The following is a 15,732-nucleotide window of genomic DNA, read 5'->3' on the forward strand; positions in this document are numbered from 1 at the left end:
TTCATTTATTGATTTTCAAAATCTTTCTCAGCAGGTTTTTCTAAGTTTAGATTTTTTTTCTCTCCTTGACAAGGATAAATTAAAAAGCCCGTTCCAGTAAACTGAACGGGCTATAAATTCACATTTATTTTGAATTAAATCAATCCGAATTGTTCAAAATGATGGGTAAAGTGTTTTTTATGCATCAGTTCCCACATTTCTTTATTCAGTTTTCCAAACACGAAATTCATATGCTCTGCCTGAGGGTTTTCTTTGTAGTATACCACAAATTTTTTCAGGTTATCAATGAATGCTTGTTTTGCTGCGTCCAGATTTTTGTATTTTGCTTCCGGAAGTGAACCATCCTGCGGTAAGAAAGGAGCGGTAAACTCTTTTGGCATTGCTCTGTGATTATAAAGAGAATCCTGCCATTTCTCAAGGTGTTCTTCAGGAGTGAAACATTTTTCAGCTTCTGGTTCGCCTAAGCTTACCAATACAGCTTCATCCAAATGCTCGATCATTTGCTGCGGTGACATTTTCCCCCAAAGTGCAGGAGTACTTTCCGTTAATCCACCTAAAATCTTTTGAACATTTTTCACATTTAAATCGATAAATGGAGATTGCTTTGCCACCAATGTAAGAATTGTAGCTACGCAAACTACCTCATCTCTTTGGTTGATGACTTCTACTAACCATTTTACAACTCCGGATGGAATATTTCTTCCTTTTACTCCTCTGTTAATTTTTTCCTTTGCTGTTAAATAAACCGTAATGGTATCTCCAGCGTATACAGGTTTAAAGAAACTACATTCTTCTAATCCGTAGTTTGCGATCACAGGTCCTTTTTTACCGGAAACAAATAATCCTGCTGCTGCTGAAAGGATAAAATATCCGTGAGCAACTGTTTTATCAAAAATAGTTCCCGTTAAACTTGTAGCATCAGTATGTGCATAGAAGTGATCCCATGAAACGTTTGAGAAGTTTACAATATCTGCATCAGTAACGGTTCTTCCCGCTGTTTCTAAAGAATCTCCTACCTCAACTTCTTCAAAGTATTTCTGGAAAGGATGTTTGTCTGAGAATTTCTTCTCTGCTCCTTGCTGATAGATCTTCGTGATAGCCTTCAATACATCAGGTGATCCCTGAATAGCTGTTTTCTGTAAAAAGAAATGAAGACCACTCAAACCGCCCATTTCCTCTCCGCCTCCGGCTCTACCAGGACCTCCATGCATCAATGTCGGAAGTGGTGAACCATGACCAGTACTTTCTTTGGCGTTATCTCTGTTCAAAACAAAGATTCTTCCGTGCTGAGAAGCCATTTTCCAAGAAGTTTCTGCAATAAAGTTTTCGTCATGGGAAATGATAGATCCTACTAAGCTTCCTTTTCCTCTTTTTGCCAAAGCTGCCGCTTCTTCCGCATCTTTATATGGCATCAAAGTGGATACCGGACCGAAAGCTTCTACGTCGTGAGAGATGTTTTTCTCGAAAGGCTTGTCATTCAGGAATAATTTAGGACTCATGAATGCACCGTTTTCATAGTTGGCATCTACAAGCTCATGTTTTCCATCATAGACAAGTTCTGTTTCAGATTTTAAGATGTTTACTTTTCTTAAAACTTCTTCGTATTGTTGTTTACCCACCAAAGATCCCATTCTGGTTTCTCTACTTAATGGGTTTCCAATTTTTGTTTGGTCTAAAGCTTTAGATAAAGCGTTTTGAACGTCACCGATTAAATGCTCAGGAACGATAATTCTTCTGATTGCCGTACATTTCTGTCCTGCTTTTGTAGTCATTTCGTTACGAACTTCTTTGATGAACAGATCAAATTCAGGAGTTCCCGGTTTTGCTTCCAACCCAAGGATTGAGCAGTTCAGGGAATCTGCTTCCATATTGAAACGAACAGCATTTCCTGCAACGGAAGGAAGTGATTTTAATTTTCTTCCTGTAGTAGCGGAACCTGTAAACAATACTGAGTCTCCATCCTGAACGTAATCCAGAATATTTCCCGGTTCTCCACAAACCAGCTGAACAGCTCCTTCCGGCAATACTCCACTTTCAATCATATCCTGAAATACTGCATTCGTAAGATAGGATCCGAAAGGTGATGGCTTAACGATAGCCGGAACACCTGCTAACAATGATGTGGATAACTTTTCCAACATTCCCCAAACAGGAAAGTTGTAAGCATTGATCTGTACGGAAACACCTTCACTAGGTGTCAAAATATGAGTTCCCAAGAAAGTTCCGTTAGCAGAAATCTTCTGCGTGTCTCCATCCACCCAAAATGAGGTATTGGGAAGCATTCTCTTCGCTAATCCTGAATAGGTAAAGAAGGTTCCGAAACCTCCTTCAATATCTACCCATGAGTCAACGTGTGTAGCTCCTGTTTTGTATGATAATTCGTAATATTTTTTCTTTCTTTCTAATAGGTAAAGGGCTACTTTTTTCAACATTTCTCCACGATCATAGAACGTCATTGAAGAAAGATTTTTGTAACCTATCGTTCTTCCATAGTCAAGGGCTTGCTCAAAATTAAGTCCTTCTGTATCGGAAACAGCAACCTGTTCACCTGTAACGGCGTTGTACAAAGGAATCCCATCTCCGTTTCCTTCTACCCATTGCCCGTAGATATAGTTTTTTAGTTTTTCCATATAGAATTTAATTTAACAATGTATCAATCTAACAGTTTACCAATAGATGCTTCGACTCCGCTCAGCATGACAAATGGATGTTACATTTTTACATTGGTATATTGTTACATTTATTATTTATTTCGGTTCCTGATATGGAAACAATTTCACCAATCCTTCATATAAACTTCTGTGAAGAATCGTCGCGTGGTTATCTGTTTCCATCATTTTATATTCTAATGTCCAGTTTTTCTTTCCCGCTTTTTTCAAAACATCATAAAGATCTTCTGCATCTTTTATCATAACAGGATGCTCTCCTTTTCCCACAGAAACGTAAACGAATTTTTTAGTATCCTGAGATTTTGAAAGAAGTTGAGGTGCCTGCTTTAAAAGGCTTTCGTCATCCCACCATAAACTTGGGCTGATAATGAAATAATTGTTGAACATTTCTGGCTTCTTCAACAAGATTTCTGTTGCTAAAAGACCTCCTAGAGATTGTCCAAAAAGGTACTTCTCCGTTGTTTTAAACTGACTTTCAACATAGGGTTTTAATTCTTTTTCAAAAAAAGTGATAAACTTATCTGAATGTCCTGTTGTTGGATAGTCTTTCTGTAAATCCTTCAGATCTGTATGGAAAGTAAAATCTCTTTTTCGGTCTACATTCGCAATTCCTACCACAATGGTTTCCGGCATGGAATACATCTGATTGAAAAATTGCACCAATCCTGTAACGTGAATAAAATCTTCATTCATGCTTCCATCTAAAAGATAGATCAGCGGATATGCTTTTGTTTTATCAAAATTTTGAGGAAGATAGATGTTCAATGTTCTCTCTTCATTGAGAACCTTAGACTTTATGGTTCTTACTTCTCCTATTGTAAGCGGTTTTGTTGTGACAGTCTGTGCTGATACCATCGAATTTACCGCAAACATCATACTGCATATAAGAGCAATTTTCTTTATCATATTTAATTTTGAATGGTTATTTATTTCACATCATCCCAAATACTGTAATCCACAATCTTTGTAGGAGTTTGATGGACATATTCAGTAAAAGGCTCACAAGGCAGAATCGCTTCTTTTCCTTCTCTGGCAAGTTCCTGATACAACTTTGTTCCTTCTGTTTTCCAATGGATCATTTCATCAGAAACGTCACGGATAATTTTTGCAGGACTACCCACAATCAATTTTCTGGGCTCACATCTGAAGTTAGCAGGAACAAACGCTAATGCTCCGACAATACTTTCATCACCGATATAAGCTTTGTCCATGATCACAGAGTTCATTCCAATCAAACAATTTTTTCCGATGTGTCCGGAATGAATAATCGCTCCATGTCCAATATGTGCTGATTCCTCTAAAATGGTTTCTATATTGGGGAAAACATGAAGCGTACAGTTCTCCTGTACATTGGCTCCGTCTTTAATGATAATTTTCCCCCAATCGCCACGGATTACAGCATTGGGACCAATATAGACTTCTTCACCTATTTCTACATTCCCGATAATCACTGCCTGCGGATGAATGTAAGCAGAAGGTTTTATAATGGGACGGATTCCGTGATATGAGTAGATGTTCATTTTATTTAATTTGAAAATTAACTTTTAGATACATAAATTTTATTTATGCTTTTTAATAAATTTTAATCAATGGCTGAAAGTTTAAAATAATATAACTCATCTTGACTCTCAAGAATAAATTCATCATAATCTGATGCATAATAGCTTTTCAAATTCTGATATTCTATTTCATAAATTTGTATCGGATCTATTGTTTGAAGTAAAAGATCAACAAAATCTTCAATCCATTCTCTTTTCCACTCATCAAAGTATAAAGAAAAATTATTTCCTACATCAGATAAATGATATTCACTGTCATCTTGATAGGAATAAAACCATTTATCATACAATAGATTAAAGAAAAATTTAAATGCGTCCTTTAAACTTATTTTCTCTAATGTATAACTCTCACTAATATTTTCAACTTTATATTCTATAGATTCCGCAATTGTATTTAATTTAGGTATAGAACTTAATTCAAAATTGTAAACATGGTTCGTCTTGTCGTTGAATCTAGCTATTGTTTCAAGTTTTCCTACAATAATTCCATAGTTAAATATTCTTCTTTCTTTATCAGTGAACTTATTCATAAGAGATTAATATTTAAACTATTTATAGTCAATACTTTTTTAATTAATTTAAACTCGTTCAATTACCATTGCGTAGCCTTGTCCAACTCCGATACAAAGGGTACACAATGCATATTTTTTATCCGGTTTCTGTAATTCTATAGCAGCAGAACCAACGATTCTTGCTCCGGAAACTCCCAGTGGATGTCCGATGGCAATAGCTCCTCCGTTTGGATTTATTCTTGAATCATCATCTTTTAAACCTAAGCTTCTTGTTACTGCTAAAGCCTGTGCTGCAAAAGCTTCATTCAATTCAATGATGTCCATATCATCGAGTGAAAGGTTTAATCTTTTTAATAGCTTTTGAGTAGCTTCTACAGGTCCGATTCCCATAATTCTTGGTTCTACACCAGCTACGGAAGATCCTAAAATCTTAGCTTTTGGTTTTAATCCATATTTTTTAACAGCTTCTTCGCTGGCTAATATTAAGGCGGCAGCTCCATCATTCATTCCTGAAGCGTTTCCTGCCGTTACTGTTCCTTCTTTTCTGAATGCAGGACGAAGTTTTCCTAATCCTTCCATTGAAGAAGTAGGTTTGATAAATTCATCTTTTTCAAAAACAATCGGATCTCCTTTTCTCTGTGGAATCTCAACTTTTACAATTTCTTCTGCCAATCTTCCGCTTTCCTGAGCTTTAGTTGCTTTTTGCTGTGACCAAAGGGCAAATTTATCCTGATCTTCTCTGTTGATCTGATGCATGTCTGCAAGATTTTCTGCAGTTTCACCCATCCCGTCAACGCCATACATTTCTTTCATCTTCGGATTGATAAATCTCCATCCGAAAGTGGTATCATACATCTGACTGTCTCTTCCAAAAGCTGCACTTGGTTTTGACATAACATATGGAGAACGCGTCATCTGTTCTACTCCACCTGCAATGTAAATTTCTCCTTCACCTGAAGCTATAGAACGAAAAGCATTAGCAACAGCTGACATTCCTGAAGCGCAAAGCCTGTTCACTGTTTCACCTCCTATTTTATATGGCAGCCCAGCTAATAAAAGTCCCATTCTGGCAACATTTCTGTTATCTTCCCCAGCCTGGTTAGCACAACCGAAGATCACATCTTCAATTTCCTCAACAGGAACCTCAGGATTTCTTGCGACAACTTCTTTGATTACAATAGCTGCAAGATCGTCTGCTCTTACTTCTGATAATCCTCCCTGTAGTTTTGAGATGGGAGTCCTGACATAGTCTATGATGTATACGTTGTTCATTTCTTATTAGATTTTAGATGATAGATTTCAGATAACAGACATTTTCAAAATCTAATATCTGACATCTGATGTCTTTTATCTTATTTTATAATTCTGTTACTTTCTTTCCTATTTTATATACTGTTCCTACAAATTTTGCGATCAGTTCTTCGTTTTGATTGGTAATTTTAATATCATAAACAGCTGTTTTTCTTGTGTCATTGACCAAAATACTTTCTGCTCTGAAAATATCACCTTCCTTTCCGGCTTTGGTAAAATTGATGATACAGTTTAAAGCTACCGCTGCGTCTCCTGAGTTGTTGGATGAGAATGCCAATGCGGAGTCAGCAAAAGCAAACGTTACCCCTCCATGAACGGTTTTAAGCCCATTTATCATATCTTTTTTGATAGGCATTTCTATCAGGCAATAGTTTTCTTTAACTTCAATCATTTTGATATTCATCCATTGGGAAAAATAATCCTGATCGAACATATAATCTGCAACTTGTCTTGGATTCATTTCTATATGTTTGTTATTTCTTCATATAATTCATCAGATAATTTATCATAAATACTCATGGTTTTACCGAGAATTACCTGTTCATATGAAAGTTGGGGGTCAGAATTGGCAGAACAGTTTTCCTCTTCATACAATGCATTTAAGTCAATTCCATTTTCATTGGCTAATCTATTGATCAGCATTCTGTATTTTTCATTAAACTCTCCCAGTAATTCAAGTCTTACATTACTATCCGTGGAAGAAGCTCTCTCAGTTAAATACTGCTTTTCAATAGCAAGCCTTGTTTCTAATTCAGCTCTGAATTCTTCTATATTCATTTTATTAATGTAGCAATATAACAATCTAGCAGTGTACCAGTAAAATATTTTGTAAGTCAGATATTGGTAAACTGATACATTGGTACATTTTATTATAATTTTCTCAGCAAAGGACTTTGTCTGTACCTTTCTTCCTGATATTCTTCGTAAAGATTCTGTAGAGTTTCGGAGATTTTTGAATACCCGATTTCATTTCCCCAAGACAACAATCCTTTTGGATAGTTTACGCCTTTCTGCATTGCCAGTTCAATATCCTCGTCATTGGCAACACCTAATCTTTTAGCTTCCACGGCTTCATTGATCAACATAGAAATGATTCTTAAAAAGATCTGCTGATAAAGAGCATCGTCTTTCTGTGCTTCAGGTTTTACAGCCCCTTCACTGTAATCGTAGAACCCTCTTCCTATTTTTCTGCCATGAAGTTTGGCTTCAGACATTCTCTGCTGAAGTAAAGATGGCTTATATTTAGGGTCATAGAAATAATCTTTGTAAACTGTTGTTGTTACAGCAAAATTCACATCCACTCCAATAAGATCCATCAATTCAAAAGGTCCCATTTTGAAGTTTCCAAGGGTTTTCATTGCATCATCTACCTGTTCAGGTGTAGCAATATTTTCTTCAACAATTCTTAGCGCCTCTCCATAATACGGACGGGCAATTCTGTTGACAATAAATCCTGGGATATCTTTAGCAATCACAGGCATTTTACCCCATTCTTTCATGAGGTTATAAATTTTTTCTGCTAATGTTTTTTCTGTTAATAAGGATGGAATGACTTCCACTAAAGGCATCAATGGAGCCGGATTGAAAAAGTGAATTCCGATGAAACGCTCCGGTTTCTTTAATTCTGCACCAAGAGAGGTGATAGAAATGGATGAGGTATTGGAACCGATGATACAGTCTTCAGAAACATAGATTTCAAGTTCTGTAAAAACTTTGGTCTTAATTTCTTTATTTTCAATGATCGCTTCGATAACTAAATCAGAATCTTTTAAATCCTGCAATACTTCACCTTTAACGATATTGCTTCTTATTTCTGTTGCTTTTTCCTGAGAGATTTTACCTTTTTCAGTTAATTTCTGAAGCGTTTTCTCTAAACCTGCAAGTGCTTTATCTATTTGTGGAGCATTAGCATCGAATAAAACGACCTTGCATCCTGCTGTTGCAGCTACCTGAGCAATTCCTACGCCCATGGTTCCTGCACCAATAATTCCAATATTCATAATTTTAATTTGAAAATTTGAGAATGGGTTAATTTGAAAATTATTTAATTTTTGACGTTGAAATAATTTTAGACAGAATTAATACTATTTCTTTTAAATCTAAAAGCAATTTTTCTTCCGGTGAATTCAAATGTGGAGACTTTAAACATAATAAAAGCCAATACTCAGTTTCATCTGCTTCTTTAGCTGCAATTTTTATTTTATGGATAAAATCTGCCTTACTTTCAGCATTCTGAGCTTCCTTTACATTCGCTCCAATTGATGTACCTGATTTAAAAATCTGATTCGCTAGTGAAAATTTATTAATCCTATATAGTCCTTCTGAAAATTCTATAATGTTTAATGCAAACTCAAATGTTTTATTTACAATAATATTTTCTTTGTCATTTCTCATTTTCAAATTCTCAAATTAACCCATTCTCAAATTGATTTATTTTCCTTTATAATTAGGTTTTCTTTTTTGTAAAAAGGCATTTACTCCTTCAATGAAATCTGCTGTTTCTGCTGCTTCCTGTTGTAGGTCTCCTTCTAACTCAAGTTGTTCTTTTAAAGTGTTTGTATAAGAACTTGCGAATGCTTTTTTCGTAAGCTTAATCGCTGCAGTTGGCATGTTTGCCATTCTTTCAAGAATTTCCATTGATTTTGGTAAGAATTCTTCATCACTGAAAACTTCTGCAACAAGTCCATAAGACTTAGATTCTTCAGCAGATAATTTCTTTCCTGTAAACGCTAAATAATTCGCCAATTGTCTACCTAAAAGCTTCGGTAAGAAATATGTACCTCCTGTATCTGGAATCAAACCGATATTTGAAAACGCCTGAGCAAAGTAAGCTTTTTCATGAGCTAACACGAAATCAGAAATTAAAGCCAGCATTGCTCCCGCTCCTACAGCCGGACCATTTACCAATGCAATAACGGGTTTCTTACAACGTGTAACTTCCATTACCAAAGGATTGTAGTAATCCACCACTATTTTTCTGATGATATCATTATCATGGTGTTCTTTACCTACTACGAAAGCTTCATCAAGATTCTGTCCTGAACAAAAAGCTCTTCCTCTTCCGGAAATGGCAACGCATCTTACCGTCTCATCATTACTGCACTCTTTAACGAAGTCTCTTAAATCTGCCAAAGCAGGCTTCGTAAGGGCATTCATAGTTTCAGGTTGATTCAGATAAGCAATTTTTAGCTTTCCGTCAAAATGCGATTCAATATCGAGTTGTGTATACATAGTTTTTGTATTTTATATTTAACAATGCACTAATTTAACAATATTAATCAATGTAACCGTCTAACAATTTAACAATATAGCCCTATCATCGTTATGTTTTGCATAGTCCGTAAACCTTATGGATAAACTGATACTTTGATTTATTGTTATGTTCATTTTAGTGGCATTTAAAATAATCAAAAGGTTCCAGACAATCCAGGCACTGATAAGACGCCTTACACAAAGTAGACCCAAATCTGCTGATCTGTTTGGTGTGCTCAGAACCACAGCGTGGACATTTTTTCGGTTTTCCGATGTGATGTTCATCTGCTCCTTTTTCGGGAGGTGTAATTCCGTAAACACGAAGTTTTTCTCTCGCTTCATCGGTCAACCAATCTGTTGTCCAAATTGGAAACATTTTGGTGACTACTTTGGCTTCCCATCCGTTTTCCTTCATGATCTTTATGATATCTTCTTCGATGGTAAACATTGCAGGACATGCTGAATAGGTAGGAGTAATTGTCACTTCACAAGAATTTTCACCTGTAATCTGTGCCTCTCTTACAATTCCCAGCTCCACAATGTTGATCACCGGAATTTCCGGATCGGGAACCATTTCTAATATTTCTAAAGGATTTTTCAATCTTTTTTTCTAATTTTTTAAACGCAAAATGCGCTAAGATTTTTTTGAAAGCTAAATGTTTTTAAGCTCGCAAAGGCGTTTCACTTAGCAAAGTCAACAAAAAGCAGTTTGTCAATATCTCGATTTTAAGATTGTTACATTGATAAATTGCTAGATTGTTACATTCCAAAATTTACCAAGTACAACCCGGATACGCTCGCTGCATATATTGAAGTTCACAAAGGATAAATCCGAAATACTCTGTATGATATCCTGTTCTTGATTTAGGCTGCATAAATGGATTCGCTGGATATTCTAATCCAAAGCTTTGGAAATCTTTCTCCGTTACAGCCACAAATTCTTTATACAACTCATCAGCATTCGGAACAATATTTAGAGCAACCAGATCATCTTCACCTTCTGATTTTGCAAAAAGTCCTTTTGTATATTCCCAGATATCTTCAATAGCCCTTTCTAAACGTGTACGGCTTTCTTCTGTTCCCTGAGCAAAAATTTTCATCCAGGATGCAGCGTGAGTATAGTGATATCTTACTTCTTTTAATGATTTTTGAGCAATTGCCGATAATTCCTCATTAGCCGAATTTGACAACGCTTCGTACATCAATTTCTGATACACAGAAAAAACATAAACCTTTAGAATCGTCTGAGCATAATCTTCATTGGGAAGTTCTGTCCAGTGTGCGTTTACATATTCGTGCTCGTATCTTAAGAAGGCGATATCATCTTCGCTTTTACCATTGTCGATTACTCTTGAAGCATACACATAAAAGTTATTAGCCTGTCCAAGTTCATCCAACGCAATATTCGTTAATGCAATATCTTCCTCTAAATAAGGACCTTCACCGCACCATGCAGACAAACGCTGTCCCATAATGAAACTGTCGTCTGCTAGTTTTAATAAATAATTATATAATGGGTTCATTATTTTTTAATTTGAAAATTTGAGAATTAGTTAATTTGAAAATTGATTGATTACCTGAATTGAAAGTTTGAGAATAATTAACGTGGTTAAGGTCATTTTCAAATTTTCAAATTAGTACATTTTCAAATTATTAATCTACATATTTTTTACGTCGTTTGGAATTTCATAGAACGTAGGATGACGATATAGTTTATCATCAGCCGGATCAAAGAATGCTTCTTTATCTACTCCTTCCGAAGTCACAATATATTTACTTGGAACTACCCAAACAGAAGTTCCTTCTTTTCTTCTTGTATAAACGTCTCTTGCGTTCTGTAAAGCCATTTCTGCTGTTGGCGCCTGTACTATTCCAACGTGTTTGTGAGATAATCCCGGTTTAGTCTGAATAAACACTTCCCACATATCTAAATTTGCCATAATTAATTTGAAAATTTGAAAATTGGTTGATTTGAAAATTGATTGATCGTCTTAATTGAAAATTTGAGAATTATTTAACATTGTTAATTTCATTTCAAATTTTCAAATTGGCACATTTTCAAATTATATAACTTCTTTTTGTTGTTTCTCTGCAAAAGCAATTGCAGCTTCTTTTACCCAGGAATTTTCTCTTTGAGCCTTTCTCTTAGTCTCGATACGCTTTTTATTGCAAGGTCCGTTTCCTTTTAAGATTTCCATGAACTCACCCCAAGGAAGTTCTCCGAAATCATAATGTTGTCTTTCCTCATTCCATTTCAGATCTTTATCCGGAATGGTTAATCCTAAGAATTCAGCCTGAGAAACGGTAACATCGATAAACCTTTGACGAAGACTGTCATTACTTTCTCTTTTTACTCTGTAATTCATAGAGATTTTAGAGTTTGGCGAGCTGTCATCGTTAGGTCCAAACATCATTAAAGCAGGCCACCAGAAACGGTTTAATGAAGCTTGAGCCATTTCTTTCTGCTGTTTCGTACCACGACAAAGAGCCATTAAGATTTCATATCCTTGTCTTTGGTGGAAAGATTCTTCTTTACAAATCTTTACCATCGCTCTTGAGTAAGGTCCATAAGAATTCCCCATCAACATAACCTGGTTCATAATAGCTGCACCATCAACCAGCCAGCCGATTGCACCAATATCAGCCCAGCTTAATGTGGGATAATTAAAGATACTTGAGTATTTCGCTTTTCCTTCCAGCATATCATCATAAGTAGCATCTCTGTCTGCCCTGATGCTTCCGTCTCCTAATGTTTCTGTTGCAGAATAAAGGTATAAACCATGTCCTGCTTCATCCTGAACTTTAGCTAAAAGCGCCATTTTTCTTCTTAATGAAGGTGCTCTGGAAATCCAATTGGCTTCCGGTAGCATTCCTACAATTTCAGAATGGGCGTGCTGTGAAATCTGACGAACCAAAAGTTTTCTGTAATCATCTGGCATTACATCTTTCGGTTCTACTTTATTTTCTTCGTGAACGTATTGAACAAATTTTTCTAAGTCCATAATCTTTTAATTTGAGAATTTGAGAATTAGTTAATTTGAAAATTATTTAGAGAAACTGAGAATAAACGATTACCCATTTTCAAATCTCCAAATTAGCGCATTTTCAAATTGAATTAAACATCATAATTAAGCATCACCACATTCGTTGTCGGGTGACATTGACAGGTAAGAACGTAGCCTCTTGCCACTTCGTCTTCGGTAAGCGCGTAGTTTTTCTCCATGAAAACTTCTCCTTCCAAAACTTCCGCTTTACACGTACAACAAACTCCTCCTTTACATGCAAAAGGCACAGGAAGATTGTCTTTCAATGCTTTATCTAAGATACTCTCTTTTTTGGAATTAAGGTGAAATGAATATTCATCATCATCAATAATTACCGTTACCATACTTTCAATATTGGCAATCGCTTTGAATTCATCACTCATTTCCTCCGTATTTTCTTCGTCAGGAGCCGTGAAGTATTCAAATAAAACCTGTATAGCTGGTACTTTTTTATCTTTCTTTAAATAATCTGCAATTCCTTTAATCATTTCTGAAGGACCGCAGATAAAATATGTAGATTCTTTTACATCAATCTCAGTATATCTTTCAAACAACTGATCTAATTTCTCAGGAGAAATTCTTCCTTCAAAAACCGGATCTACATGCTTTTCACGACTTACCAGATAAATCACTTTAAGCCTTCCGTTGAACTGTTCTACTAACTTGTCAATTTCAGCTTTTCTCAAAACATGCTCCATGCTTCTGTTACTATAGAACAAGTAAGCATTACTGTTAGGTTCCTGATAAAGACTTTCTTTGATATTGGATAATACCGGAGTGATTCCGCTTCCTGCAGCCAGACCAACATATGTTTTTACGTTAGTCGGGTGATAAGAAGTATTGAAACCACCCATTGGAGGCATTACTTCCAACATTTCATCCATATGAAGATGCTCATTGAAATATCCTGAAACTTTTCCGTTTTCAAGCAATTTCACCAAAACTTCCAGTGTATTGCTCTTTTCACTTGGAGCATTACAGATAGAGTAAGAACGTCTTTCCTCATTTCCGTTGATCATCATACGAAAATTAAGGTATTGTCCTTGTTTGAACCTGAACTTGTCTTTCAGCTCTTCAGGAATTTCCACCGCTACATTCACAGCGTCTGAAGTATCCTTCTGAACCTTTACAGTTTTAAGTTTATAAAATGAATTCATTATTTTTTTAGTATTCTATTAATTTTTCCACCTTCGCACTTCGGCAAACTGTCCTGGGCATGCACTTTCACTTTTGTAGTGACGCCTACCCTCTTTTTTATTTCGTTTTCTATATTTTTCCCGAAGCTTCCGACAAAATTAAAATAATCATCGGTATTTGCTTCTATTTTTTGAGCTTTTACCAGCTCATCATCGATTTCAATGTCAATATCTAATGCCACACACATATGCTCCTTCTCAATAGGAGTTAAATAATAATTAGGAACCACTCCTTTTACATGTGAAAAAGCATCTTCAATCTGACTTGGATAGACATTTACCCCTCTTACAATCAGCATATCATCTGCTCTGCCCACAATTGGTTTCATTTTCACCATAGTTCTTTTGGCATTTTCATCGTAATAAAGGCTTGTAATATCATTGGTCCAATAACGCAGAAGCGGCATGGCTTTTTTCGTTAAAGTGGTAATCACTAATACACCTTCTTCCCCAAAAGGAACCGGCTGTTTGGTAATAGGATCTAAGATTTCAGGATAAAAATGATCTTCCCAGATATATGAACCTCCTTTTTCCTCAAAATCTTCCATAGAAACTCCAGGACCGATAATTTCACTTAAACCATAAATATTGGTTGCATGAACTCCCAGCCTTTCTTCAATATGACCTCTGATAATTTCTGTCCATGGTTCTGATCCCAACACTGCATATTTCAGGCTTATCTCATCAGCAGAAATTCCTCTGTTAGCAAACTCATCAGCAATTGTTAAGGCATAAGATGGCGAACAACAGATCACTTCCGGCTTAAAATCCATGATCAGATCTACCTGTCTTACTGTCATTCCTCCGGAAATCGGAAGAACACTCATTCCTAACATTTCAGCTCCGTAATGAAGTCCTAGTCCTCCTGTGAAAATCCCGTAACCGTAAGCATTATGCAATTGCATTCCCGGTTTGGCACCAGCAGCGTTTAATGACCTTGCCACTACTTCACTGAAAAGATCTACATCTTCTTTAGTATACCCTACCACTGTTGGTTTTCCTGTAGTTCCGCTTGAACAGTGAATTCTCTGAAGCTCATTTTTCGGAACGGTAAATAAACCAAATGGGTAATTATCTCTTAAATCCTGTTTGTAAGTAATAGGAAGCTTCGTAATATCCTCAACCGACCTTATATCTTGTGGAGATATTTGCAATTCATCAAACTTTCTTTTATAAAACTCTGACTTCTCTCCGAGATAACCAATCAGATTGGTCAATCGGTCAGATTGAAGCTGTCTCAACTGACCCAGCTCCAGATATTCAACTGAAAAATCCATAAAACTAACTAACATTTGTTAGGTGTAAATTTAAAAAGATTTTGGAAGCTGGCAAAATTTTTATGATTTTCGTCATATTTTGAACGATTCTAAATAGCAAACTTGCAATTTTTGCTTATTTACCACGAAGTCACAAAATTTTTGAACACAATGTAAGAGTCAAAAAAAGTTTTTTTGAAATTCTTCTTTCGTCAGAACGACAAAAGATAAATTATTAATTTTGGTTTCCTAAAAGCCCATAAAGTATCTTATCTCTAATTTCCTCAGTGATATCATCTTTCGAATCACTATTTCTTTTAAACCAGAAATAAGAATTGTTTAAGGTATGAAGAATGAATCTTGTTGTGAAAGACGGAGATTTCAAATCCCAGTTTTCAGCCTGATAAATTTCGGAGATTAATGTTTCAACTTCCTGCTGATAATTTTTTCTCAGCTCTATAAATTCGGGAAGCTTTTCCTCAAGATGCCTCCATTCTATAGAATAAATATGTGTAACATCTCTATTTTTAAGTACAACTGATAAATGTTTATCCAAAAACAAATTCAACTTTTCTCTTGGAGCAATATGTGTATTCTTTACTTCCTGAAGCTCATCGAAAAACTCCTGAGCAATACCGAAACAAATCCACTCCAGAATTTCTTCCTTTGAACGGATGTGTGCATATAATGATGCTGCTTTGATATTAAGTTTCGTAGCAAGGTCCCTTACAGAACTTCCCATATAGCCTTTCTCTTTGAAAAGTTCTACTGCTACGTCTAATATTCTCTTTTGTTTTTCTTTAAGTTCCATCTGTAAAAATGCAAAAGTAGTTATTCTGATTTAAACTGCTGGTTTTTTGATAATAAATAAGATTAAAGATTTAAAACGACTAATGATTAGTTCGATTTTAAGGTTTTATTCATCCGTCGATT

Annotated in this window: 17 protein-coding genes; all 17 read right to left on the bottom strand. The window is 35.6% G+C overall.

The window, feature by feature from the left end; translation table 11 throughout:
• Positions 1 to 134: 134 nt before the first annotated feature.
• A complete protein-coding gene (gene paaZ / locus BW983_RS20650; RefSeq protein WP_076553691.1) occupies positions 135 to 2,630 on the bottom strand; it encodes a phenylacetic acid degradation bifunctional protein PaaZ in 2,496 nt (831 codons plus the stop codon).
• 117 nt (positions 2,631 to 2,747) lie between these two features.
• The gene (locus BW983_RS20655; protein WP_076553692.1) at positions 2,748 to 3,575 is read right to left on the bottom strand and encodes an alpha/beta hydrolase; all 828 of its coding nucleotides are present in this window, start codon (positions 3,573 to 3,575) and stop codon (positions 2,748 to 2,750) included.
• A 20-nt stretch (positions 3,576 to 3,595) separates the two neighbouring features.
• Complete coding sequence (locus BW983_RS20660) at positions 3,596 to 4,189, bottom strand: acyltransferase (protein WP_076553693.1); 594 nt, start codon at positions 4,187 to 4,189, stop codon at positions 3,596 to 3,598.
• A 62-nt stretch (positions 4,190 to 4,251) separates the two neighbouring features.
• Positions 4,252 to 4,758: a hypothetical protein gene (locus tag BW983_RS20665; protein ID WP_076553694.1), complete on the bottom strand. Its 507-nt coding sequence runs from the start codon at positions 4,756 to 4,758 to the stop codon at positions 4,252 to 4,254.
• Positions 4,759 to 4,806: 48 nt separating this feature from the next.
• Positions 4,807 to 6,012 carry a 3-oxoadipyl-CoA thiolase gene (pcaF, locus tag BW983_RS20670; protein WP_076553695.1) on the bottom strand — a complete coding sequence of 402 codons (1,206 nt, stop codon included), beginning with the start codon at positions 6,010 to 6,012 and terminating at the stop codon, positions 4,807 to 4,809.
• 85 nt (positions 6,013 to 6,097) lie between these two features.
• Positions 6,098 to 6,511 carry a PaaI family thioesterase gene (locus tag BW983_RS20675; protein WP_076553696.1) on the bottom strand — a complete coding sequence of 138 codons (414 nt, stop codon included), beginning with the start codon at positions 6,509 to 6,511 and terminating at the stop codon, positions 6,098 to 6,100.
• A gap of 2 nt (positions 6,512 to 6,513) precedes the next feature.
• Positions 6,514 to 6,828, bottom strand: a complete 315-nt coding sequence (locus tag BW983_RS20680) for a hypothetical protein (RefSeq protein WP_076553697.1) — start codon at positions 6,826 to 6,828, stop codon at positions 6,514 to 6,516.
• 92 nt (positions 6,829 to 6,920) lie between these two features.
• Entirely contained in the window at positions 6,921 to 8,051 is a 1,131-nt protein-coding gene (locus BW983_RS20685) for a 3-hydroxyacyl-CoA dehydrogenase NAD-binding domain-containing protein (protein WP_076553698.1), read from the bottom strand.
• A 40-nt stretch (positions 8,052 to 8,091) separates the two neighbouring features.
• Complete coding sequence (locus BW983_RS20690; protein ID WP_076553699.1) at positions 8,092 to 8,445, bottom strand: four helix bundle protein; 354 nt, start codon at positions 8,443 to 8,445, stop codon at positions 8,092 to 8,094.
• A 36-nt stretch (positions 8,446 to 8,481) separates the two neighbouring features.
• Positions 8,482 to 9,282: an enoyl-CoA hydratase/isomerase family protein gene (locus BW983_RS20695; RefSeq protein ID WP_076553700.1), complete on the bottom strand. Its 801-nt coding sequence runs from the start codon at positions 9,280 to 9,282 to the stop codon at positions 8,482 to 8,484.
• Between the two features lie 157 nt (positions 9,283 to 9,439).
• On the bottom strand, positions 9,440 to 9,877 hold the full coding sequence (gene paaD / locus BW983_RS20700; protein WP_076553751.1) for a 1,2-phenylacetyl-CoA epoxidase subunit PaaD: 438 nt from the start codon (positions 9,875 to 9,877) through the stop codon (positions 9,440 to 9,442).
• 199 nt (positions 9,878 to 10,076) lie between these two features.
• On the bottom strand, positions 10,077 to 10,826 hold the full coding sequence (paaC, locus tag BW983_RS20705) for a 1,2-phenylacetyl-CoA epoxidase subunit PaaC (protein ID WP_076553701.1): 750 nt from the start codon (positions 10,824 to 10,826) through the stop codon (positions 10,077 to 10,079).
• Between the two features lie 135 nt (positions 10,827 to 10,961).
• A complete protein-coding gene (gene paaB / locus BW983_RS20710) occupies positions 10,962 to 11,243 on the bottom strand; it encodes a 1,2-phenylacetyl-CoA epoxidase subunit PaaB (RefSeq protein WP_002981782.1) in 282 nt (93 codons plus the stop codon).
• A gap of 123 nt (positions 11,244 to 11,366) precedes the next feature.
• Entirely contained in the window at positions 11,367 to 12,305 is a 939-nt protein-coding gene (gene paaA / locus BW983_RS20715; protein WP_045501831.1) for a 1,2-phenylacetyl-CoA epoxidase subunit PaaA, read from the bottom strand.
• Positions 12,306 to 12,418: 113 nt separating this feature from the next.
• Positions 12,419 to 13,504: a 2Fe-2S iron-sulfur cluster-binding protein gene (locus BW983_RS20720; RefSeq protein ID WP_076553702.1), complete on the bottom strand. Its 1,086-nt coding sequence runs from the start codon at positions 13,502 to 13,504 to the stop codon at positions 12,419 to 12,421.
• Positions 13,504 to 14,820: a phenylacetate--CoA ligase family protein gene (locus tag BW983_RS20725; protein ID WP_076553703.1), complete on the bottom strand. Its 1,317-nt coding sequence runs from the start codon at positions 14,818 to 14,820 to the stop codon at positions 13,504 to 13,506. Before BW983_RS20725 ends, BW983_RS20720 begins: the two co-directional genes overlap by 1 nt.
• Before the next feature lie 214 nt (positions 14,821 to 15,034).
• Complete coding sequence (locus tag BW983_RS20730) at positions 15,035 to 15,610, bottom strand: TetR/AcrR family transcriptional regulator (RefSeq protein ID WP_076553704.1); 576 nt, start codon at positions 15,608 to 15,610, stop codon at positions 15,035 to 15,037.
• Between the last annotated feature and the right edge of the window lie 122 nt (positions 15,611 to 15,732).

Source organism: Chryseobacterium ureilyticum (assembly GCF_900156735.1).
GTDB lineage: Bacteria > Bacteroidota > Bacteroidia > Flavobacteriales > Weeksellaceae > Chryseobacterium > Chryseobacterium ureilyticum.

Excerpts from the sequence above, each read along its gene's own strand:
- BW983_RS20685 (WP_076553698.1), bottom strand. The coding sequence starts at position 8,051 with ATGAATATTGGAATTATTGGTGCAGGAACCATGGGCGTAGGAATTGCT.
- BW983_RS20720 (WP_076553702.1), bottom strand. The coding sequence starts at position 13,504 with ATGAATTCATTTTATAAACTTAAAACTGTAAAGGTTCAGAAGGATACT.
- BW983_RS20660 (WP_076553693.1), bottom strand. The coding sequence starts at position 4,189 with ATGAACATCTACTCATATCACGGAATCCGTCCCATTATAAAACCTTCT.
- BW983_RS20655 (WP_076553692.1), bottom strand. The coding sequence starts at position 3,575 with ATGATAAAGAAAATTGCTCTTATATGCAGTATGATGTTTGCGGTAAAT.
- paaC (WP_076553701.1), bottom strand. The coding sequence starts at position 10,826 with ATGAACCCATTATATAATTATTTATTAAAACTAGCAGACGACAGTTTC.
- BW983_RS20725 (WP_076553703.1), bottom strand. The coding sequence starts at position 14,820 with ATGGATTTTTCAGTTGAATATCTGGAGCTGGGTCAGTTGAGACAGCTT.
- BW983_RS20675 (WP_076553696.1), bottom strand. The coding sequence starts at position 6,511 with ATGAATCCAAGACAAGTTGCAGATTATATGTTCGATCAGGATTATTTT.
- paaZ (WP_076553691.1), bottom strand. The coding sequence starts at position 2,630 with ATGGAAAAACTAAAAAACTATATCTACGGGCAATGGGTAGAAGGAAAC.
- BW983_RS20695 (WP_076553700.1), bottom strand. The coding sequence starts at position 9,282 with ATGTATACACAACTCGATATTGAATCGCATTTTGACGGAAAGCTAAAA.
- BW983_RS20690 (WP_076553699.1), bottom strand. The coding sequence starts at position 8,445 with ATGAGAAATGACAAAGAAAATATTATTGTAAATAAAACATTTGAGTTT.
- BW983_RS20680 (WP_076553697.1), bottom strand. The coding sequence starts at position 6,828 with ATGAATATAGAAGAATTCAGAGCTGAATTAGAAACAAGGCTTGCTATT.
- BW983_RS20730 (WP_076553704.1), bottom strand. The coding sequence starts at position 15,610 with ATGGAACTTAAAGAAAAACAAAAGAGAATATTAGACGTAGCAGTAGAA.
- paaB (WP_002981782.1), bottom strand. The coding sequence starts at position 11,243 with ATGGCAAATTTAGATATGTGGGAAGTGTTTATTCAGACTAAACCGGGA.
- paaD (WP_076553751.1), bottom strand. The coding sequence starts at position 9,877 with ATGGTTCCCGATCCGGAAATTCCGGTGATCAACATTGTGGAGCTGGGA.
- BW983_RS20665 (WP_076553694.1), bottom strand. The coding sequence starts at position 4,758 with ATGAATAAGTTCACTGATAAAGAAAGAAGAATATTTAACTATGGAATT.
- pcaF (WP_076553695.1), bottom strand. The coding sequence starts at position 6,012 with ATGAACAACGTATACATCATAGACTATGTCAGGACTCCCATCTCAAAA.
- paaA (WP_045501831.1), bottom strand. The coding sequence starts at position 12,305 with ATGGACTTAGAAAAATTTGTTCAATACGTTCACGAAGAAAATAAAGTA.